General features: G+C 71.8%; 18 protein-coding genes and 3 pseudogenes. 14 read left to right on the top strand and 7 right to left on the bottom strand.

Annotation, left to right across the window (positions count from 1 at the left end; genetic code table 11):
- Positions 1 to 185: 185 nt before the first annotated feature.
- Positions 186 to 266: pseudogene (locus A4E84_RS45960) on the top strand (DUF2510 domain-containing protein); the annotation flags it as partial.
- A gap of 540 nt (positions 267 to 806) precedes the next feature.
- On the top strand, positions 807 to 1,580 hold the full coding sequence (locus A4E84_RS45885; protein WP_418082275.1) for a hypothetical protein: 774 nt from the start codon (positions 807 to 809) through the stop codon (positions 1,578 to 1,580).
- 156 nt (positions 1,581 to 1,736) lie between these two features.
- Here the strand turns inward: A4E84_RS45885 and A4E84_RS34410 are convergent, their stop codons facing one another.
- The gene (locus A4E84_RS34410; RefSeq protein ID WP_062930284.1) at positions 1,737 to 2,345 is read right to left on the bottom strand and encodes a TetR/AcrR family transcriptional regulator; all 609 of its coding nucleotides are present in this window, start codon (positions 2,343 to 2,345) and stop codon (positions 1,737 to 1,739) included.
- A gap of 166 nt (positions 2,346 to 2,511) precedes the next feature.
- On the opposite strand from A4E84_RS34410, the pseudogene A4E84_RS45880 reads away from it, so the two are divergent.
- Positions 2,512 to 2,610: pseudogene (locus tag A4E84_RS45880) on the top strand (inositol phosphorylceramide synthase); the annotation flags it as partial.
- Between the two features lie 197 nt (positions 2,611 to 2,807).
- Positions 2,808 to 3,758: a DMT family protein gene (locus A4E84_RS34400; protein ID WP_062930282.1), complete on the top strand. Its 951-nt coding sequence runs from the start codon at positions 2,808 to 2,810 to the stop codon at positions 3,756 to 3,758.
- On the opposite strand, the gene A4E84_RS34395 is transcribed toward A4E84_RS34400, so the two are convergent.
- On the bottom strand, positions 3,748 to 5,799 hold the full coding sequence (locus A4E84_RS34395; protein ID WP_062930281.1) for a phosphocholine-specific phospholipase C: 2,052 nt from the start codon (positions 5,797 to 5,799) through the stop codon (positions 3,748 to 3,750). The genes A4E84_RS34400 and A4E84_RS34395 overlap by 11 nt on opposite strands.
- A 125-nt stretch (positions 5,800 to 5,924) precedes the next feature.
- Between A4E84_RS34395 and A4E84_RS41540 the strand changes: the two are divergent.
- Positions 5,925 to 6,642: pseudogene (locus A4E84_RS41540) on the top strand (MFS transporter); the annotation flags it as partial.
- On the opposite strand, the gene A4E84_RS34385 reads toward A4E84_RS41540, so the two are convergent.
- From A4E84_RS34385 to A4E84_RS34370, 4 genes are all read right to left on the bottom strand, one after another.
- Entirely contained in the window at positions 6,621 to 7,841 is a 1,221-nt protein-coding gene (locus A4E84_RS34385) for a hypothetical protein (protein ID WP_237305042.1), read from the bottom strand. The pseudogene A4E84_RS41540 and the gene A4E84_RS34385 overlap by 22 nt on opposite strands.
- The gene (locus A4E84_RS45875) at positions 7,838 to 8,266 is read right to left on the bottom strand and encodes a peptidoglycan-binding protein (RefSeq protein WP_079129223.1); all 429 of its coding nucleotides are present in this window, start codon (positions 8,264 to 8,266) and stop codon (positions 7,838 to 7,840) included. Before A4E84_RS45875 ends, A4E84_RS34385 begins: the two co-directional genes overlap by 4 nt.
- A 135-nt stretch (positions 8,267 to 8,401) precedes the next feature.
- Positions 8,402 to 9,100, bottom strand: coding sequence for a response regulator (locus A4E84_RS34375; protein ID WP_062930278.1), 699 nt, complete (start codon positions 9,098 to 9,100; stop codon positions 8,402 to 8,404).
- Positions 9,097 to 10,392 (bottom strand): sensor histidine kinase, encoded by a 1,296-nt coding sequence (locus A4E84_RS34370; protein WP_062930277.1) that lies wholly within the window; start codon positions 10,390 to 10,392, stop codon positions 9,097 to 9,099. The genes A4E84_RS34375 and A4E84_RS34370 overlap by 4 nt, the downstream gene beginning before the upstream one ends.
- Before the next feature lie 221 nt (positions 10,393 to 10,613).
- Here A4E84_RS34370 and A4E84_RS34365 point away from each other — a divergent pair, with 221 nt between their 5' ends.
- Together A4E84_RS34365 and A4E84_RS34360 are read left to right on the top strand one after the other, a co-directional pair.
- Positions 10,614 to 11,306: an ABC transporter ATP-binding protein gene (locus tag A4E84_RS34365; RefSeq protein WP_062930276.1), complete on the top strand. Its 693-nt coding sequence runs from the start codon at positions 10,614 to 10,616 to the stop codon at positions 11,304 to 11,306.
- A complete protein-coding gene (locus A4E84_RS34360; protein ID WP_062930275.1) occupies positions 11,303 to 13,726 on the top strand; it encodes an ABC transporter permease in 2,424 nt (807 codons plus the stop codon). Before A4E84_RS34365 ends, A4E84_RS34360 begins: the two co-directional genes overlap by 4 nt.
- A gap of 92 nt (positions 13,727 to 13,818) precedes the next feature.
- Here the strand turns inward: A4E84_RS34360 and A4E84_RS34355 are convergent, their stop codons facing one another.
- On the bottom strand, positions 13,819 to 14,436 hold the full coding sequence (locus A4E84_RS34355) for an AMP-binding enzyme (protein ID WP_062930274.1): 618 nt from the start codon (positions 14,434 to 14,436) through the stop codon (positions 13,819 to 13,821).
- A gap of 108 nt (positions 14,437 to 14,544) precedes the next feature.
- Between A4E84_RS34355 and A4E84_RS34350 the strand changes: the two genes are divergently transcribed.
- From A4E84_RS34350 to A4E84_RS34325, 7 genes are all read left to right on the top strand, one after another.
- Positions 14,545 to 14,838 (top strand): hypothetical protein, encoded by a 294-nt coding sequence (locus tag A4E84_RS34350; protein ID WP_062930273.1) that lies wholly within the window; start codon positions 14,545 to 14,547, stop codon positions 14,836 to 14,838.
- Between the two features lie 105 nt (positions 14,839 to 14,943).
- A complete protein-coding gene (locus A4E84_RS34345; protein ID WP_174569483.1) occupies positions 14,944 to 16,014 on the top strand; it encodes an aromatic ring-hydroxylating dioxygenase subunit alpha in 1,071 nt (356 codons plus the stop codon).
- Entirely contained in the window at positions 16,011 to 16,187 is a 177-nt protein-coding gene (locus A4E84_RS43595; RefSeq protein ID WP_167455425.1) for a hypothetical protein, read from the top strand. Before A4E84_RS34345 ends, A4E84_RS43595 begins: the two co-directional genes overlap by 4 nt.
- Entirely contained in the window at positions 16,187 to 17,122 is a 936-nt protein-coding gene (locus A4E84_RS34340; protein ID WP_062930271.1) for a PDR/VanB family oxidoreductase, read from the top strand. The genes A4E84_RS43595 and A4E84_RS34340 overlap by 1 nt, the downstream gene beginning before the upstream one ends.
- 142 nt (positions 17,123 to 17,264) lie before the next feature.
- Positions 17,265 to 18,233: an ABC transporter substrate-binding protein gene (locus A4E84_RS34335; RefSeq protein WP_062930270.1), complete on the top strand. Its 969-nt coding sequence runs from the start codon at positions 17,265 to 17,267 to the stop codon at positions 18,231 to 18,233.
- Complete coding sequence (locus tag A4E84_RS34330) at positions 18,230 to 19,003, top strand: ABC transporter permease (protein WP_062930269.1); 774 nt, start codon at positions 18,230 to 18,232, stop codon at positions 19,001 to 19,003. Before A4E84_RS34335 ends, A4E84_RS34330 begins: the two co-directional genes overlap by 4 nt.
- Positions 19,003 to 19,818, top strand: coding sequence for an ABC transporter permease (locus A4E84_RS34325; RefSeq protein WP_062930268.1), 816 nt, complete (start codon positions 19,003 to 19,005; stop codon positions 19,816 to 19,818). The genes A4E84_RS34330 and A4E84_RS34325 overlap by 1 nt, the downstream gene beginning before the upstream one ends.
- The last annotated feature ends 14 nt before the right edge of the window (positions 19,819 to 19,832 follow it).

Genomic DNA, 19,832 nt, shown 5'->3' with positions numbered 1-19,832 from the left:
GCATTCCGGTCAACGGCGGGCGAAGTCACGGGATATGACGTTCATTCAGCCATAGCCGGACGGCGTCTGCGGCGTCTGCGCCCATCGCCGTCGTGCTGTGGCGCGGCCCCGGCACGGCTGCCCCTGGAACAGCCGGTTCCGGGTCCTCTCATGCCTCTTTCACCGACGCCTCATACGGTGGGGGCATGACGCAGGAGACTCCTCCCGGGTGGTACCCCGACCCCGGACAGACAAGTGACGGGCCCGCCACCGAGCGCTGGTGGGACGGCAAGGCCTGGACGGACCGCGTCCGTCCGGTACAGCCGCTCGCGGCCTGGGGTCCCCCGGCCGGTCCGGCGGGCCGTCCGGCCGCTCCCGCCAGGACACCGTCCGGGGCCGGGACACCGGAGGCCGGGCAGCCGGCCGGGAGCGACAACCCGGCAACCGGGCAGCCGGCCCCGAGCGATGCGCAGGGAGCCGGGCAGCCGGCCGGACCCGAGGCGCCGACTGCCGCCGACGCGCCGGCAACCGGGCAGCCGACCGGCACCTCAGGCCCGGACGCCGCCGGGTACTCAGGTGCCACCGGGCAACCGGGGAGCGGCGCGTATCCAGGTACTGCCGGGCAACCGGGGAGCGGGACGCACCCCTGTCCAGGTGCCGCCGGGCAACCGGGAACTCACGGGCACCCCGGGAGCGGCGCCTATCCCGGGAGCGGCGCCTATCCGGGGGCTGCCGGGTATCCCGCCTACCCTGCCCGTCCCACCGCGCCTCCGGGCGGCCGCGGGCGGCGGCTGCGGATAGGCGCGGCCGTCGCGGCGGCCGTGGTCGTGCTCACCAGCATCGGTGTGGGCGTGTACGCCCTGACGGACGACGGCGGGGGCGGCTCGCCCACGTCGCAGGGGCAGCCCGGTGGGCCGGGTGCGCCCGGGGGCCAGGGCGGGCCGTTCGGCGAGCCGGGCGGCTCCGGGGGCTCCGGCGGCGACGGCGGGTCCGGGGGCGACGGCGGGTCCGGGGGCGACGGCGGGTCCGGTGGGCAGAGCCCGGGGCCCGAGCAGTCCGAGCCTCCGAAGATCAGAAGTGGGTCGGTGACCGACGCGGTGAGCGGGATCAGCCTGCCGATACCGAAGGGCTGGTACGGCCAGCAGGCACGGGCCGGCGCGCAGGTGACGTCCGACGACTCCTACAAGTGCCCCGGCGACACCTCCTCGACCTGCACCAAGGGCGGCGCCTACTCCGCACCGGCCCTGGCCCTCGGCACCAAGGGCGCCACCGCCGAGGAGATCGCCAAGGCGGACATCGGGAGGAACGCCGAGGAGTCCTACGGCGGCAAGTCCTACGGCGGGATCACCTCGCACGACGTGCTGGAGTCCAAGGCCGTGACGGTGGCCGGGCAGAAGGGGTACCTGGTCCGCTGGAAGGCCGTCACGAGCAAGGGCGCCGACGGCATCGTGGAGTCGCTCGCGTTCCCCTCCCCCGCGAACGCGAAGCAGATGGTCGTCATCCGGTTCGGTGTCGACGCGGGAGAGCAGGAGAGCGTGCTCGACGACATCACCGAGGGCATCAAGGCGGCGACGGGCAGCGGCAACGGTCAGGACGTCTGACCGGGAGCGGACACCCGCACACCGGTCGGCCGGGTGGGGCGCCCCCGCCGCTCACAGGGGAACCCCACCCGGCCGGGGGGTGCGCGCCGCCCCCGTCCCCACGGGTCGGCGCGGTCGGGTCACCGTCCGGTCATCCGGCGGACGGCGGCCCGGGTCTCAGGTGAGGCCCAGTGCCGGCAGTACGGCGGCCTCCACGAACCGGACCAGGTAGTCCGGGTCCGCGTACTCGCCCTCCAGGACGGGCCGGATGCGCAGAACACCGAACATCTGCGCCGGGATGTACTCCAGCGCCGGGTGGTCGGCCGGCACTTCTCCCCGCTCGACCCCGCGCCGGATGATCTCCTTCAACGCGGCGATCTCCGGCTCGACCAGCGCCTCGCGCAGGGCGCGCTGCAACTCCGGGTCCTGAGGGGCCGCGTGCGCGAGCGCCTGGAGGAGCTTGGTGTCCCGGCCCGACAGCTCTCCCGCAGCGCGGGCCGCCTCACGCAGGTCGTCCGCGAGCGAGCCGGTGTCGATGCAGCGCGTCCGCCGGTGGGAGCGCAGCGCCGCCGCCACGAACTGGGGCTTGGTCTTCCACTGGCGGTAGAGCGTGGACTTGCTGCACCGGGTGCTGGCGGCGATCCCCTCCATGGTGACGGAGTCGTAGCCGCACTCCCGGAGCTGCTCCAGCACGGCGTCGTAGAACTCCTGCTCACGCTCGGGCGTGATCTTGGAGCGGCGCGTGACACCGGACGGCTCGGGCCGGTCCGCAGCCTGCGACGTCATGGGCGGTGCTCCTGGCTTTCGTCGGGCGGCCGGAAATTCCCGGCCGGCGGTGTGTCGTACGTCTATCGATACGGCAGTGTACCGGTACGCGGCCGTATCGGTACACTGCCGTATCGGTACGCTCTCGTACCGATAACAGCGCCACCGTCACCGAAGGGGCCGGGGGATGAATGCCCGCACCGAGCCTGCGCAGGCGGGGTCCGACGCGATAGCGCGACCGCCGCTCGTCCGGGAGCTCCTGCTCGTCGCCTACTGGCTGCTCGTCGCCTACTGGCTGCTCGACGCCATCGTGGCGACGGCCCTGCTCGGTCTCGCGCTCGCGGTGTTCCTCCCCAGGACTCCGTCCGGGGGGACCCTCGTCTCGCTTCGCTCGGCGCACCGCACGTCCAGCACGGCCGGGCGCGCCCAGGGCGGCCTCGTACCGGCCCAGCGGGACGAGCACGCACTCGTGGGAGCAGGCCGGTGAACGCCGTCCTGGTCGCCGTCGCCCTGTCCCTCGTCTCCGCCGTCGCCTACGCGGCCGCCGCGGTCGCCCAGGAGCGGCTCGCGTCCCGCTCCCCCGGTGCGGGCACGCTGCGGCTGCTCGGCAGCGGCGCCTGGTGGTGGTCGGTCGGGCTGAACGCGTCGGCCGCGCTGCTGCACGTCGTCGCCCTCCGGTACGGTCCGCTGACCGTCGTCCAGCCGCTCGGCGCGCTCACCCTGGTCGCGGCGGTGCCCCTGGGGGCGCGGATGGCGGGACGGCGGGTGAGCGCGGTCGAGTGGAAGGGCACCGCGCTGACGCTGCTGGGCCTGGGCGCGGTCCTGGTCACGGCATCCGGTCCGGCGCCGGACGATGTGCTGAGCGTTCCCGAGGCACTCGCGGTGGCAGGTGCCACCGCGGCGTTGATCGGGCTGCTGTCCCGGCCGGGCGCCCGCCCCGGACTGCGGCACGCGACCGCGTCCGGGCTGGCCTCCGGTGTCGCCTCGGCCCTCACCCAGACCGTGACCGTGGCCGCCACGGACCGGACCGGACCGGTGCTGAGCGTCCAGGTGGCCGGCGTGGCGCTGCTCGTGGCGGCCTTCGCGGCCGGCGGACTGCTGCTGTCGCAGACGGCGTACCGGGGCGGTCTGGGCGGGCCGCTCGCGACGGTGACGCTGGCCAACCCGCTGGCCGCCGCGGTGATCGGCCTGTCGCTGCTGGGCGAACGCCTCCGGGGCGGCCCGGCGGGCGTCCTGCTCGCGCTCGCCGGGGCTGGCCTGGCGTCCTGGGGCGTGGTGCTGCTCAGCCGGGCGGCACCTGCGGCGGCCGGCCCGGTCGACGACGACCATCCGGTGGCCGCGGTCCTGGCCCTGGAGCCCGCCTCGGCCACGGCCGAACCGGCGCTGGTGCCCCGGCCGCACGATCCGGGGCACCTCACTCCCGCTACGCGGTGATGATCGCCGGGTCGCTCACCCCCGGCCGCCCGTTCTCGACGTGCCCGGCGAACCGCCGCAGGAACGCCGCGTCGCCCTCGGCGGTGACGGTCAGGTCGTACCAGCGGCGGCTGCCGGCCAGATCAACGGTCCGGCACACCCTGGCGCCCGGGCGGACGGTGACGGTCGAGGGCCGGCCGCCGTAGGCACTCGCGAGCTTCAGGCGGGCCGTGCCGGAGCCCTTGTTGGTGAAGGTCAGCTCGATGTCGTCGCCGGTGTGGCGCGCGGTGACCTCGCAGCCGGCCGCCTTGTTCGAGCCCTTGAAGACCCGCACGAAACCGTTCGGGCCGTGCACGGTCAGGTCGTAGGAGCCCCCGGAGTAGGCCGAGTTCCAGGTGTCGGAGAGCGCCTTGCCGGCCTCGGTGGTGTACATCCAGGGACCGTCGGTGCGGTTGCCGGAGGTGATGTGGAAGGCGCCGCCCGCCTTCGCCCCCGAGGCGAAGGTGAGGGTGAGCCTGCCGGCCGCGGCGTCGACCGAGGCGTCCACGTGCGGGGCGTACTTCAGCGGCCGGGAGCGGCGCAGGCCGCGTTCCTGGCGGGGCATGCGCGGGTCCGCGGGCGGGGTCGGCCTGTAGTCGGGGTGGCGCTCGCGGTCCTGCGGCTCGTACTCGTCGGTCCCGGGCAGCGGCGCGGGGCGGGCGTCCTTGCGGGAGAAGTCGAACGCGGACGTCAGGTCGCCGCAGACGGCCCGGCGCCACGGCGAGATGTTGGTCTCGCGCACGCCGAAGCGGCGCTCCATGAACCGCAGGATCGAGGTGTGGTCGAGGGTCTCGGAGCAGACGTAGCCGCCCTTGCTCCAGGGCGAGACGACCAGCATCGGCACTCGGGGGCCGAGGCCGTAGGGGCCGGCCGTCCTGCCGCCGTCGCCCGGGAAGAGGTCGAGGGAGACGTCGACGGTGGACAGGCCCCGGGAGGCGTCCTTCGGCGGCAGCGGCGGCACCACGTGGTCGAAGAAGCCGTCGTTCTCGTCGTAGGTGATGAACAGGGCGGTCTTCGACCAGACCTCCGGGTTGGAGGTGAGGGCGTCCAGGACCTGGGCGATGTACCAGGCGCCGTAGTTCGACGGCCAGTTGGAGTGCTCGGAGAAGGCCTCGGGGGCGGCGATCCAGGAGATCTGCGGCAGTTTGCCGGCCTTGACGTCGGCGCGCAGCAGGTCGAAGTAGCCGTCGCCGGCCTTGGCGTTCGTGCCGGTGCGGGCCTTGTCGTACCAGGGGTCGCCGGGCTTGGCGGCCCGGTACTTGTTGAAGTACAGCAGGGAGTTGTCGCCGTAGTTGCCGCGGTAGGCGTCCTGGATCCAGCCCCAGGAGCCCTTCGCGTCGAGGCCGTCGCCGATGTCCTGGTAGATCTTCCAGGAGATGCCGGCCTGCTCCAGGCGCTCGGGGTAGGTCGTCCAGCCGTAGCCGAGCTCGGCGTTGTCCAGGACCGGGCCGCCGCCGCTGCCGTCGTTGCCGGTGTACCCGGACCACATGTAGTAGCGGTTGGGGTCGGTGGAGCCGATGAACGAGCAGTGGTAGGCGTCGCAGACGGTGAAGGAGTCGGCGAGGGCGTAGTGGAACGGGATGTCCTCGCGGGTCAGGTACGCCATGGTCGTGGTGCCCTTGGCGGGCACCCACCGGTCGTACCTGCCGCCGTTGTAGGCCTGGTGGCCGTCGGGCCAGGAGTGCGGCAGGCCCTCCAGGAACTGCATGCCGAGGTCGTCGGCGTCCGGGTGGAACGGCAGGATCTCCTTGCCGTCCTTCTCCTGGTGCCAGACCGGCTTGCCGTTGCCGAGGGTGACCGGGCGGGGGTCGCCGAAGCCGCGCACGCCTCTCAGGGTGCCGAAGTAGTGGTCGAAGGAACGGTTCTCCTGCATCAGGACGACGATGTGCTCGACGTCCTCGATCGACCCCGTGCGGTGGTTCGCCGGAAGCGCGGCCGCACGCTGGATGCTGGCGGACAGCGCGCTGAAGGCCGAGGTGGCGCCCGCGAGTTGAAGGAAACGGCGTCGATTGACTTCGGACATGAAGGACAGACCTCTCATCCTGCTGTGCTGGATGGCCGGAACGTGACGGAATCTGCGCGGAAGGAGTGTTTCAGGGACACCAAACGACAAGGAAGGGGCCGATGACACTCATGTGAAAGTCGCCGGTACGCCAGGTGTGCCCGGGCGTTCGCAGGGGAGGGAACTACCAGTACGTGTCGACGACCGTGGGGCAGCTGGTCGCCTCCGGCATCGCGACCCTGCTGGTGGGCACGCTGGACGACGGGCGGATGAACGGCTGAGGCTGGCGGGTGCCGTTCGTGCTCGGGGCCGTGCTGAGCCTGGTCTGCTTCTGGATCCGGCAGGGCGCGCAGGAGACCCGCAGCGCCGAGCAGCGGCAGGGGCCGCGCCCGGGCCTGTCCGAGGCGCTGCGCCGGCATCCGCGCGAGTCGGTCCTCATCGGCGGCATCACGGCGGGCGGCACCATCGCGTACTGCATGTGGACGTCGTACCTGCCGACGTAGGCCTCACTCAACCCCGGGACCGAGAAGTCGGACGCGCTGCTCGCGGGCACGATCTCCCTGGCCTTCTTCGCCCTGCCGCAACCGCTCGGCGGCCTGCTCTCGGACTTCCCCCACGCTCGAATCGAGCTCCCGCGGGGGACCCCCATCGGCCGCCGCCCCCTGCTGCTCTTCTTCGGCCCGGGCTTCGCGCTGCTCGCGGTGCCCCGCTGCACGCCCTGCGCGACTCGTTCGCCGTGCTGCTGCTCGTGCAGTGCGCCGGCACGGTGCGTTGTTCCCCTGGTACGTCGCGGTGATCCGCCTGGTGTCGTCGGTGGTGTCCCTGCGGCTGCCGGAGACGGCTCACGCACCGCTGCGGCGGTGAGGTGATCCGCCGTCGGGGACCGGTTCGCCGTCTCCGCCGGGCCCGTGCGGCTCGTCGTGCGGTCCCGCGCCGTTGGGCGACCCGGCGGCGGACGCCGGCGGCCCTTCCTTGGCAGCGACTCTCTCGGGGTCGATCACGGCATCGGTGGGGTTGCGGACCTCCGACAGCGTCATCTGGGCACGGTCGTCCACGAGTCGCGTCACCAGGTGCTGTGCGGCGCCGAAGGCCGCGGCCCAGGCGAGGACCTGCGCCCTGCTGTCGAGGTCGCTGAGTCCGGGGACGAAGGCGCCCCGGATCAGCAGCAGTCCGAGGAAGGCCGACAGGGCGCCCGTGGGCAGCTTCAGCACCGCCGATGCCAGGGGCAGCATGTAGGGGGAGTCGGTGCCCCGGATGCGGCGCAGCGATGCGATGACGGTGAGGGCGGCACCGGCCAGTCCGGCGATCTCCACGGTGAGGATGTCCGTCGCGCCGGCCAGCCTGCTCGGGTCGGTGTCAGCCGGCTGGTTGTGATACTCAGCGGTGGGACACACGACGGTGACCGTGTCTCCGGAGCCGCCCTGGGGTGAGAAGCACAAGCTCAGCGAACTGGGCGAGAACCACCCGTAGAGGGCCAGGTTCACCACCCCGATCAGCACGAGGACGGTCGCGACCCAGAGGATGTTGCGCAGGCTGCGCACCCGGGCCAGTTCGTCGTCCAGGCTGCTGTACGCGGCGTCGAGCGCCCGGGCCATGAGATCCCGGTCGCTCGTGGTGATGTCGCCGGAGATGATGGGACGCAGTCGCAGGGCGAGCCGGACCCGGCGTGGGTCGTCCGCGTCCAGATGATCCTTGACCAGGGCCATGACCTCACTGGCGCGGCCCGCGATTTCCTCACCGGAAACCAGTTGAATCAGCAACACCTCGGCGCTGCGGATATTCGAGCACACGCCCTCGCGGGCAGCCGATCCCGACCACAACTTCCGCCATCCGAAATCCTCGTCCGCGGCCGCGCGGGCCTTCTCCAGATGACTTCGCATTCCCTCGATGAGCGCTGTCCGGTCGCCCGGATCCCGTCTGGCGCTCTCGTGTTCCAGCTCCGCCTCCAGATAGGCGATTCGGGCCCTGGCCCGTGCGCGCCACGCGGTCCGGGGCGCACCGGCACGCGGGCCCCTGGTGATCCGGCGGCGCGTACGGGCGGTGTCGGTCTCGGTCCCGGTCACTCGTACACAGCGGGTACGTGCAGCCGGTCCCACGACCTGCGGCCCGGGGTGCCGTCAGCGTCGTGGCCCGAGAAGCCGAGTTTGTGCTGCCACTTCGAGTACGACTTCCGGTCCGCCTCGCTCCACTGCGAGTCGGGTCCGCCGGCGTACGCCGAGCAGCCCTCCTCGATGAGGCGGTACCCCATGGCCTCGATGACCGGACTGGTCACGGACGACTGGAAGAAGTCGGCACCCGGGAACGGCTCGTACTCGCCGTGCATGTCCGGTGCGGAAACGCGAATCTTCTGGCCGGGGAAAAGGATGTCCGGATTCTCGATCTGAGGATTCCACTCCAGAATCCGGTCGAGCGTCACATGGAACATGGACGCGATCTTGGTGAGATTGTCACCGCGCTTCACCGTATAGAACTCCACTGTTCTTTCCATATGTCCACGATAAATGCATCACCCGTATGAGAGAAGTCGAGAATTCCGTTTCACTTTCACTTTTTGATGCGGAAACCAGAACGGACGCCTGCACGAGGCCGAAGCCCGTCAGACGTCGTCAGTTTCCTTTGCGCGTCACGGCACAGCGTCGGTTGCACCACCCGGGGCGATCAGACCCGTCTCGTAGGCGAAGACGACGGCCTGGACGCGATCGCGCAAATCCAGCTTCGACAGGATGCGGCCGACATGGCTCTTGACGGTGGTGGGGCTCAGGAACAGCCGGGAGGCCAACTCGGCGTTGCTGAGACCCGTGGCCAGCAGGCGGAGCACCTCCAGTTCACGCGGGGTCAGACCGGACAGGTCGCGGTGCGGTGCGACGGTCTGGGGTTCGTCGGGCACGGCGAAGCGCTCGATCAGCCGACGGGTGATCGTCGGCGCGAGGAGAGCGTCACCGGACTGCACCATGCGCAAGGCGGACACCAGGCGTTCAGGGGTGACGTCCTTGAGCAGGAAGCCGCTGGCGCCGGCCGTCAGCGCGGCATAGACGTACTGGTCGAGGTCGTAGGTGGTGAGGATGATGACCCGGGTCTCCGCCGGACCGTCACCGCCGAGGATGCGCCGGGTGGCCTCGATGCCGTCCATCACCGGCATCCGGATGTCCATGAGGACGACGTCGGGCCGCGTGCGGCGCACCGCTGCGACGGCCTCGGCCCCGTCGGCCGCCTCGGCCGCCACCTCGATGCCGTCCGCGGCCAGAATCATCCGGAAACCGGTGCGCACGAGGGCCTGGTCGTCGGCGATGACGGCGCGCAGCGGCGACTGGTCCCCGCTCATGCCGCGCTCCGCGGGATGCGGGCGGCGACCCGGTAGCCCCCGTTCGGCGTCGGACCGGCCGTCAGTTCGCCGTCGTACACGGCCAGCCGCTCCCGCAGTCCCATGTGGCCGCGGCCGTTGCTCTCCAGCGGCGGGGTGTCCTTCACGCCTCCGGTGTCCGTGACCTCGATCTCCAGGCAGTCGTCGGTGTATCCGATGGCGACGGACGCCTCCGCGCCGCGTGCGTGCTTGATCGTGTTGGTCAGCGCCTCCTGCACGACCCGGTACGCCGCGAGGTCCACCCCCGACGGCAGCGGTTCCGACGGCAGCGACACCCCGACGCTCACGGGCGTCCCGGCGGCCCGTACCCGGGCGACCAGCGCGTGGAGCTGCGCCAGCCCCGGCTGTGGCTCCAGGCCGTCGGGTCTGTCGTGGTCCGGAGCCGCCAACAGCCCCATCACGTGCCGCAGTTCGGCCATGGCGGCCCTGCCGCCCGCCTCGACGGCCAACAACGCCTCCTTGGACTGCTCGGGCACCACGTCCATCACTTTGCGGGCCGCGCCTGCCTGGATCACCATCACGCTGACATTGTGGGTCACGACGTCGTGCAGTTCGGCGGCAATGCGCGCACGCTCCTCCGCGACGGCCCGGCGCATGGCCTCCTCCTGCGCCTGCTGCAGTGCGGTGACCCGGTCCCGGCTGGACGCCAGCCGCAGTTGCAGGAACCGGACGAGGCTGGCCAGCATCCCGGCCACCAGCAGCACAAATCCCGGACTGGACCAGCCCGGGAGCAGGGGATCAGCGTTGCGGAACGCGTAGCCGGACAGCGCGGCGGCCATCACCAGCACGGCGATGGCCAGTATCCGGTAACGGCTGTACACGACGGCGCTGTAGGCGCCGACGACACAGGCCAGGACGGTGATCCAGGAGGCGGAGCCGCCGATGGCCAGCGCCGCGACCAGCACCGTCACGAACGTGGCCAGCGGGTACCGGCGCCTCAGTCCGAGCGGCAGTGTCGACAGGATGACCATCGCCCAGGGGACGGGCGGAGCGTCTTCCTCCGCGGGCGCCTGATCAGGGCCCGGCAAAGGCGGCGCCGGCACCCCGGTTCCCACGTCGATCTTGGGGGGGGTCACATCCACCGGCCCGTTACCCGGGTACCGCACCGCCACGTACAGTGCGACGGCGCTCAGCACGACCGCCAGCACCACGTCCACGCGCACCGCCCGCTTCGACTGCGGGGCGGACCTCGCCTCGGGGCGCAGCGCTTCGATGAGCTGGCGAAGCCGGCGGCGCCGGTCCTGCGTCTCCATCCGCCCATTGTGAGGCGCACGCCAACCGGTCCGCGTCCACCTGTCTGATCAAGGCGGTGTCTCCGAGGCCTACTCCTCAGGTAGGAGTCCCCGCCCGAATCATCCGCTGGGAGGGGGCAATGTTGGTTCCGCGGCCGACGCGCCGCGCGGGCGGCGGCCTCTACGTTCACAGGGTCGGCAGCGGCATGTGTCTCTCGCGATCGTAAGGACGGACAACCCGCATGAATCAAGTGATCGAGCTGGAAGGTGTGGCGAAGCGCTACGACACCGCCGGTGCGCCGGCGCTCGGACCGCTCACGCTCAGTGTCGCCAAGGGCGAGGCCCTTGCTGTGACGGGCCCTTCCGGCAGCGGCAAGTCCACGCTGCTGAACCTCATCGCCGGGCTGGACAAGCCGACCGACGGCTCCGTGCTCGTCGCGGGGCGGCGGATCGACCAGTTGAGCGAGCACGCCCTGGCCAAATTCCGTCGCGAGCACATCGGCATCGCCTTCCAGTTCTTCAATCTCCTCGACGACCTCACCGTCACCGACAACATCCAGCTTCCGGCCCAGCTGACCGGGGCGAGCCGGCGCGCGGCCGCCGCCCGCGCGGGTGAGCTCATGGAGATGCTCGGCATCCAGAAGCACGCACGGGCCTACCCGGGCCGACTGTCCGGAGGTGAGCGCCAACGGGTCGGTGTCGCCCGGGCGTTGATCAATCGCCCCGAGCTGTTGCTGGCCGACGAGCCCACGGGTGCCCTCGACTCCGCCTCGGGCGCGGAGGTCCGCAAGCTGCTGATCGATCTGCACCGCGGTGGCCAGACCGTCGTGCTGGTGACGCATGACCTGGCGCTGGCGGAGGCGTGCGCGAGCCGCACGATCCACCTGGTGGACGGTCACCTCGCCCTCGACACGTATGCGCAGGCCGTCCGATGAGCCTTTTCGGCAAGGGCGCGCTGGGCCGGGTCGTACGCTCCGGGGTCGGCCGGCGGCGGGTGCAGACTCTGGTGATCGCCGTGGCCACGATGATGGCCGTGGCCTCGGCCGTGGTGGCCGGGGCCCTGATGGTCGCCGCGGCCGCTCCCTTCGACAACGCCTTCAAGAAGCAGCAGGGCGCGCACATCACCGCGCAGTTCGATCCGGCCAAGGCGAGTGCGGCGCAGCTGGAGCGCACCAAGAAGCTGGCCGGTGTCACGGCGAGCGCGGGGCCGTACGCGTCCACGGCGTTGCGTCCGGTGGACCGGTCGGGCTTCCGGATGCCGACGCTGACCGTGGTCGGGCGGACCGGCGCGGACGCCGACGTCGACCGCTTGGAACTGAAGTCCGGCCGGTGGGCGCAGAAGCCCGGTGAGATCGTGATCGACGCGTCCTTCCAAGGGCCCTCCGCCGACATCGGATCCACCCTCAAGACGTCGGACACCCCGAACGCCCCGACCCTGTCGGTCGTCGGGTTCGCCGTGTCGGTCGGCGAATCCGCCGACGCGTGGGCGACCGCGGCGCAGGTCGACGCCCTGGCGGCGCTGGGCAACCCCCTCACGACCCAGATGCTCTACCGCTTCGACTCCGCGAGCACGAAGCAGCAGATCCTCGCCGACCGGGCGAAGCTCGCCTCCTCCGTGGACTCCGGGGCACTCCTGGGTACGCAGTCCTGGCTGGACACCAAGCGCGCCGCGGATCAGGGCGCGGCGGCGACCGTCCCGTTCGTGATGGCCTTCGGCGTGCTCGGCATCGTCATGTCGGTGATCATCGTCAGCAGTGTGATCAGCGGCGCGGTCGGCACCGGTCTGCGCAGGATCGGCGTCCTCAAGGCCATCGGCTTCACGCCCCGCGAGGTCGTCCGCGCGTATGTGGCCCAGGCGCTGATCCCGGCCACGGTCGGCATCGCCCTCGGTGTCGTGCTGGGCAACCTGTTGGCGGTGCCGCTGCTGGCGGACACGGAGTCGGTGTACGGCAACGTCTCGCTGTCGGTGGCCTGGTGGGTGGACGTCGCGGTACCGGCCGTCGCACTGCTCGTGGTGGGGCTCGCGGCGCTGATTCCCGCACGGCGTGCCGGACGGCTGAACACGGTCGAGGCCATCGCGGTCGGCCGGGCGCCTCGCCCGGGGCGCGGGCAGTGGGCGCACCGGGCCATGGGACGGCTGCCGCTGCCCCGGCCGGTGACGTACGGGCTCGCCACTCCCTTCACGCATCCGGTGCGTGCCCTCGCGATGCTGCTCGCGGTGGCGTTCGGCACCGTGGCGGCGACGTTCGCGGTGGGACTGACCTCGTCCCTCAACGAGGTCGGCACGTCGCAGGATCCCGAGAGCCGTGCCGCGGTCACGGTCACGACGGTCAAGCTGAACGACATCGCTCCCCCGCCGCCACCGCCGCCCGTGGCGAGCGGTGCTCCGGCGAGCCCGTCTCCCGTCGCCCCCAACCCGGCCGGCACGTCCAAGCCCGAGGTGGCCGACCCGGCGAAGGTGCGGGCCGCCGTCAAGTCCGAGGCGGGGCTGGAGTCGTACTACGGCAAGCTCCAGACGGAGGTCGCCGTGGCCGGGGTCTCCGGCGCGGTGGAGGCCGGCCTCTACGAGGGCGACTCGCGCTCCGGCAGCCACGAGATGCTCTCGGGGCACTGGATCACCGGGAAGGGCCAGGTCGTCGTGCCCACCCGCTTCCTGGAGCGGACCAGCACCAAGGTCGGGGACACGGTGCGGATGACGTTCGAGAAGGAGAGCGCCGACCTGCGGATCGTGGGGGAGTCCTTCGACACCTCGGGCAATGAGCTGGAGGTCCACGCGGACATGGCCAACTTCCCGTCGGCCCAGCCCGATACGTTCCTCGTCGACGTGAAGTCCGGTGTGGCGGCCGATGAGTTCGCCCGGAAGCTCGCGGCGGTGGTGCAGCCGATGGGCGGTGACGCCACGACCGCAGTGGAATCGGAACAGAGCGGCGTCATCCTCATCATGGACGCGATGGCGGTGCTGCTCACCCTCATGCTCATCGCCGTGGCCGGTCTCGGCGTGCTCAACTCCGTCGTCCTGGACACCCGCGAACGCGTCCACGACCTGGGCGTCTGCAAGGCGATCGGCATGTCGCCGCGGCAGACGGTGAGCCTCGTGCTCGCCTCGGTGTCCGCGATCGGCGTGGTCGGCGGGCTGCTGGGCGTGCCGGCGGGGTACCTGCTGCACGGCGTCGTCATGCCGGTGATGGGGCGCGCCGTGGGCACCGGTATGCCGTCCTCGGTCCTTGATGTGTACGGACCGGTCGAACTGCTCCTGCCGGGTCTGGGCGGCATTGCGCTGGCGATACTGGGCGCGATGATCCCGGCCGGGTGGGCGGCCAGGACCCGCACGGCCACGTCCCTGCGCACCGAGTGACGCCGGGCCCGGCGGAGACGGCATGAAAGGACGGCCCGGCCCGGGAAGGGCCGGGCCGTCCTCGTGCGTACCACCCGGACCGGCACGCAGAGTCATTCGGATGCGCCGCCGGACGGGCCTGGCCTCCGGCCGCTGGCCGCCCTGGCCGGCGAGCCGGCCCGCGAGTGCGGCCGGCGTGGGCGAGGTGAAGACCGAACGTTCGGCGGCTCCCCGCCCAGCACCGTACGCACTCGGCTGACCGGGCGCGTGGCCGGCAGCGCATGACCGCCGAGGGCGAAGAAGTCGTCGTCCACACCGACCGTCGGCAGGCCCAGCACCCGCGCGAACGCCTCGCAGAGGATCCGCTCCTGTTCCGTGGCCGGTTCCCGGCCGGCCCCCGCCGACGCCGCGACATCCGGTTCCGGCAGCGCCGCGCCGTCCAGCTTGCCGTTGACCGTCAACGGAAGCGCGTCAAGGACCACGACCGCCGACGGCACCGTGTACTGCGGCAGAGCCTGCGCGGCGTGATCGCGCACCGTCCGGCCGAGCGCGCCGTCATCGGCATCCGGCCGGTCGCCCGCCGGCACGACGCAGGCCACCAGAGGCCCCTCGCCCGAGGCATCCGCGCGCACGGTCACCGCGGCGCGAGCCGGCGCGGGGTGTCCGGTCAGTTCGCCCGCCACCCCGACCGGCACGGGGGCGAGCCATTCGTCCAGGACGAATGCCCGCACACCGCTGATCGGACCGCCGATGCGACCCGAGGCCGCTGGGCACCGATCTCATCCACCGGGCGACGGGGCCCGCAGGACGTCCTCGACCGCTTCAGCCGGTCGTGCGGCTTGTCGCGGCCCCCCACCGTGATGCTGCTCGACCTGGCCGTCGAGGACGCCCTGGCACGGGCCGGGGACCGGCGCGGCGGGAGCGAGTTGCACGAGACGGCGGGCCCGCTGTCGCTGGTCCGGCAGCATGACGAGACCGCTCTGGCCTGGCCGGCGCGAACCCGGCCGGAGGTCGCCGTCCACCGTGTCGACCGCCGCGGCCGCACTGCGGCCGAAGTGGCCGAGGCGGTCCGCGACGCGGTGGGCTCGACCGCGGCGAGTACCCGGACCCGCGGTGGACCCGACCGGTGCTGAGCAGGCGTTTCCGATCGGTCCTTCCACGGGGCGGAAGTGGTGTTGCGCCCCTGTGAAGCCTTCCCGACGATGGTCGCCACGACACAGAGACGGGAGCCGGAGCCCATGCCTCACATGACCGCGTTCGCCAGGAACCAGTGGTACGTCGCCGCCTACAGCCAGGAGGTGGGGCGGGAGTTGCTCGGCCGGACGATCCTCGGTGAGACGCTCGTGCTCTACCGGACGGAGGAGGACGGCACCCCGGTCGTCCTGCACGACCGCTGTGTGCACCGCCGGTACCCGCTGTCCCAGGCGCCGACGCGCCTGGACGGGGACCGGATCGTGTGCGGCTACCACGGCTTCACGTACGACACGACCGGCGCGTGCGTGTACGTGCCGGGGCAGAAACGGGTGCCGCGCACGGCCCGGGTCGCCTCCTACCCGGTCGTCGAGCAGGACTCGCTGATCTGGGTGTGGATCGGCGACCCGGCGCTCGCCGACCCGCAGACCATCCCCCGGGCCCGGCACCTGGACTCCCCCGGCTGGGTCACCGTGCGCGGCATGGAGCCCATCGACTGCGACTACGGTCTGCTCGTCGACAACCTCCTCGACCTGTCCCACGAGACGTATCTGCACGGCGGGTACATCGGCACCCCGGAGGTCGCCGAGACGCCGATCACCACGGAGGTCGACGAGGGCGCCGGGATCGTCCGGGTCAGCCGGCACATGGACGACGCCGCGTGCCCGCCCTTCTACGCCAAGTCCACCGGCATCGAGGGCCGGATCACCCGCTGGCAGGACATCGAATACCACGCACCCTGCCTGTATCTGCTGCACAGCAGGATCGCCCCGGTCGGGGTGCTTCCCGAGGCGGACGGCAGCGACCCGAACGGCTTCCACACCGAGATCACGTACGCCATCACCCCCTCGGGCGACGGCACGGTGTACGACTTCTGGGCCGTCTCCCGCGACTGGGCGACGGACGACGCCGAGGTCACCGAGTTCCTGCGGGGCAACAACCACACGGTCGTCATGCAGGACGTCACCGCGCTCAACCTGCTGCAGAAGACGCTCGGCACCGAACGCACCGGCTACCAGGAGCTGAGCATCAACATCGACACCGGTGGTCTGGCCGCCCGCCGTATCCTCGCCCGGCTGGTGGAGCAGGGCGCGAAGCCCGAGGAGAAGGTCCGGTGACCGCTCCGACCGGCGAGATCTACCGCATCGCCTGGCTGCCCGGCACCGACACCCTGCACGGCACGTGCCACTGCGGCCGTGAGCACACCGCGCAGGACCCGGTCGAGATGTGGGAGTGGATGCTCGCCCATCCGCAGGGGCACTTGGTCGACGAGCCACGAGGGACCAGTTGATGAAGGTGTACGAGACCGAACTCGTCGTGGAGCGGCGGGAGTTCGCCGCCGACGGAGTGCTCGCCCTCACCCTGCGCCATCCGCTGGGCGAGCCGCTTCCGGAGTGGGAGCCGGGCGCCCATGTCGACGTCGTGCTGGAGCCCGGTCTGGAGCGGCAGTACTCGCTGTGCGGTGATCCGGCGGACCGGTCGGCCTGGCGGATCGCGGTGCTGCGCGAGCCCGCCGGGCGGGGCGGGTCCGCCCATGTGCACGAGCAGCTCCGCGAGGACGCCAAGGTGCGGGTGCGCGGGCCCCGCAACAACTTCCGCCTGGAACCCTCCCCCCGCTACCGCTTCGTCGCCGGTGGCATCGGCATCACGCCGCTCCTGCCGATGCTGGCGGCGGCGGAGGCGGCGGGCGCCGAGTGGACGCTGCTGTACGGCGGGCGCACCCGCGCGTCCATGGCGTTCGGCGAGGAACTCGGCCGCTACGGGGACCGCGTGACCTTCGCACCGGAGGACGAGACGGGCCTGCTGGACCTGCCCTCGGTGCTGGACGACGTGCCCGAGGGCACGCTCGTCTACTGCTGCGGCCCGGGGCCGCTGCTGGACGCCGTCGAGGCCCGCTGCCCGTCCGGGGTCCTGCGCGTCGAGCGGTTCCAGCCGAAGGAGCAGGAGAGCAGTGGCAACACCGCGTTCGAGGTGGAGCTGGCGCGGAGCGGCAGGACGCTCACCGTCGCGCCGGACGTGTCCGTGCTCGACGCCGTGCGCGCCGCCGGGGTCGAGGTGCTGTACTCCTGCACCGAGGGCACCTGCGGCACGTGCGAGACGGACGTCCTGGACGGCGATCCGGACCACCGGGACTCGGTGCTGACCGACGACGAGCGCGCGGCGGGCGAGACGATGCTCATCTGTGTGTCCCGCTGCCGCGGCGGGCGGCTCGTGCTGGACCTCTGACCCGAAGGTGCCGGTTTCAACAAGCCTTCACCGCACGTGCATTGACCTTGGCTCCGGGTGGGCTCTAGGTTCCCGCTGAGCACTTCCGTACTGCCTGCGCACAGCCTGTCGGAGCACCTCAGCCGGTCCCACAGGGGGAGCCATGCGTCGCCTGCTCGTCGGTCTCATGGCCGGGTCCGTCCTGGCCGCCGTCACCGCCTGCGGCTCGTCCGACCCCGGCGGGAAGGACACGGCCGGCTCGTCCGGCGGAACCACCACCGTCAAGGTCGGCGTCGTCCCCGTGCTGGACGTCGCGCCCATCTACCTGGGCGAGAAGCAGGGCTTCTACGCCGATCGCGGCCTCGAACTGGAGCTGGTACCGGCCCAGGGCGGGGCCGCGATCGTGCCCGGAGTCATGTCCGGCCAGTTCCAGTTCGGCTTCAGCAACACCACCTCGCTGCTGGTCGCCCGGTCCAAGAACGTGCCCGTCAAGGCCGTGGCGAACGGTGCCGCGTCCACGGGCAAGGGCGGTGCGGACTTCGCCGCCATCACCGTGGGGAAGGGCTCCCCCCTCACCTCCGCCAAGCAGCTCGAAGGCAAGAAGGCGGCGGTCAACACGCTCAACAACATCTGCGACACCTCGATCAGGGAGTCCGTCCGCAAGGACGGCGGCGACCCTTCGAAGGTCGAGTTCGTCGAGATGCCCTTCGACAGGATGCCGGCCGCGCTGGACGGCGGGCAGGTCGACGCGGCCTGCACCCCGGAGCCCGCCCTGGCCACCGTGAAGGCCGCGGGCGGCAAGGAGATCGCGTCGAACTTCCACGACGTGTCGCCGGACCTCACCGTCGCCATGTACTTCACCTCCCAGCAGTTCGCCGGCGAGAACCCCGAACTGGTGAAGAAGTTCAAGGAGGCGACCGCCGAGTCGCTGAAGTACGCCGACAGTCACCCCGAGGAGGTCCGGCAGATCCTCACCACCTACACGAAGATCCCCACCACCCTGCTGGAGAAGCTGACCCTGCCGCGCTATCCGGCCGAGCCGGACCGCGCGTCGATCGAGCGGCTGGCCGAACTCGGCGAGCGGGACGGGCTGTTCGAGAAGGCGCCGGACCTGGACGAGCTGCTGCCGTGAAGGGCTCCGACGCGGCCCTCGGCGCGGCCGGGTGCGCGGTGTTCGTCCTCCTCGGCGAGGCGGTGCCGCGGCTCGGCCTGGTCGACGAGGACCATTTTCCGCCGGCCGACCGCATCGCCGGCGCGCTCGGCCGTGAACTCTCCGACACCGCCTTCTGGTCGGCGCTCGGCGACACCCTCACCGGCTGGGCGCTGGGCCTGGCGATCGCGGTGGGCGCGGGTGTCGTCGCGGGGGTGGTGATCTCCGTGGTGCCGTATCTGCGCGAGGTGACGGCCTCGACGATCGAGTTCCTGCGTCCCATCCCGTCGGTCGCCCTGATCCCGCTGGCCGTACTGCTGTACGGCACGGAACTGCGCTCGGTCCTGCTCCTGGTCGTGTACGCCGCGTTCTGGCAGGTGCTGATCCAGGTCCTGTACGGCGTGCGGGACGTCGACCCGGTCGCGGAGGAGGCGGCCCGCTCGTACGGCCTGGGCGCCTGGGCGCGGGTCCGGCACGTGCTGTGGCCGACGGCGCTGCCGTACGTCATGACCGGGGTGCGGCTGGCCGCTGCCGTGGCGCTCATCCTCGCCGTCACCGCCGAACTGGTCATCGGCGCTCCGGGGCTGGGGGCCCGGATCGCGGTGGCGCAGACCTCGCAGGCGGTGCCGGAGATGTACGCGCTGATCGTGGTGACCGGGATGCTCGGGCTGCTGATCAACGTGGGGGCGAGGGCGGTGGAGCGGCGGGCGCTGGCCTGGCACCAGTCGGTGCGCGGGGAGGTGGCGGTGTGATGGGGGTCCCCCCTGGTCGAGTGACGTCGGGAGCCTGGGGGAGGGCCCTGCTGCGGCTGGTCTTCGTGCTCGCCCTGCCCGCGGTGCTGGTGGCCGTCTGGTGGGCGGCGTCGGCCGGCAGCACGAACGTGTACTGGCCGCCGCTGCGGACCGTCTTCGGCGTCTTCCCGGACGTGTGGACGGGCGCGCGGCTGCGTGGGGACGTGCTGCCCAGCGTGCTGCGGCTCGCGGCGGGTTACACCACGGCGGCCGTCGCCGGGGTGGCACTCGGCACCGTCATCGGCTCCTGGCGGCGAGTGCGGGCGCTGTGCGAGCCGGTGCTGGAGTTCCTGCGGGCGGTACCGCCGCCGGTGCTGGTGCCGGTCATCATGCTCTTCGCCGGGATCGGCGACACGATGAAGATCGCGGTGATCGCGAGCGGCTGTGTCTGGCCGGTGCTGCTCAACACGGTCGAGGGCATCCGTGCGGTCGATCCGGTGCTGGCCGAGACGGCCCGCTCGTACGGCATCACGGGCGTGGCCCGGCTGCGGGACGTGGTGCTGCGCTCGGCGAGCCCGCAGATCTTCGCGGGTCTGCGACAGGCGCTGTCGATCGGGATCATCCTCATGGTGATCAGCGAGATGTTCGCGGCCAGCAACGGCCTGGGTTTCACCGTCGTGCAGTTCCAGCGCGGCTTCGCCATCCCCGACATGTGGACCGGGATCCTGCTCCTCGGTCTGCTCGGCTTCCTCCTCTCGGTCCTCTTCGGGCTGGCCGAGCGGCGGGTGCTCGGCTGGTACCACGGCCTGCGCGAGTCCGGCCGGCGGTCCCCGTGAGCCTCGCGAAAGGG

Source organism: Streptomyces qaidamensis (assembly GCF_001611795.1).
GTDB classification, from domain to species: Bacteria; Actinomycetota; Actinomycetes; order Streptomycetales; family Streptomycetaceae; genus Streptomyces; species Streptomyces qaidamensis.
Note: the sequence above shows the minus strand (reverse complement) of the source record. Positions and strands in the feature narration are given on the sequence as shown.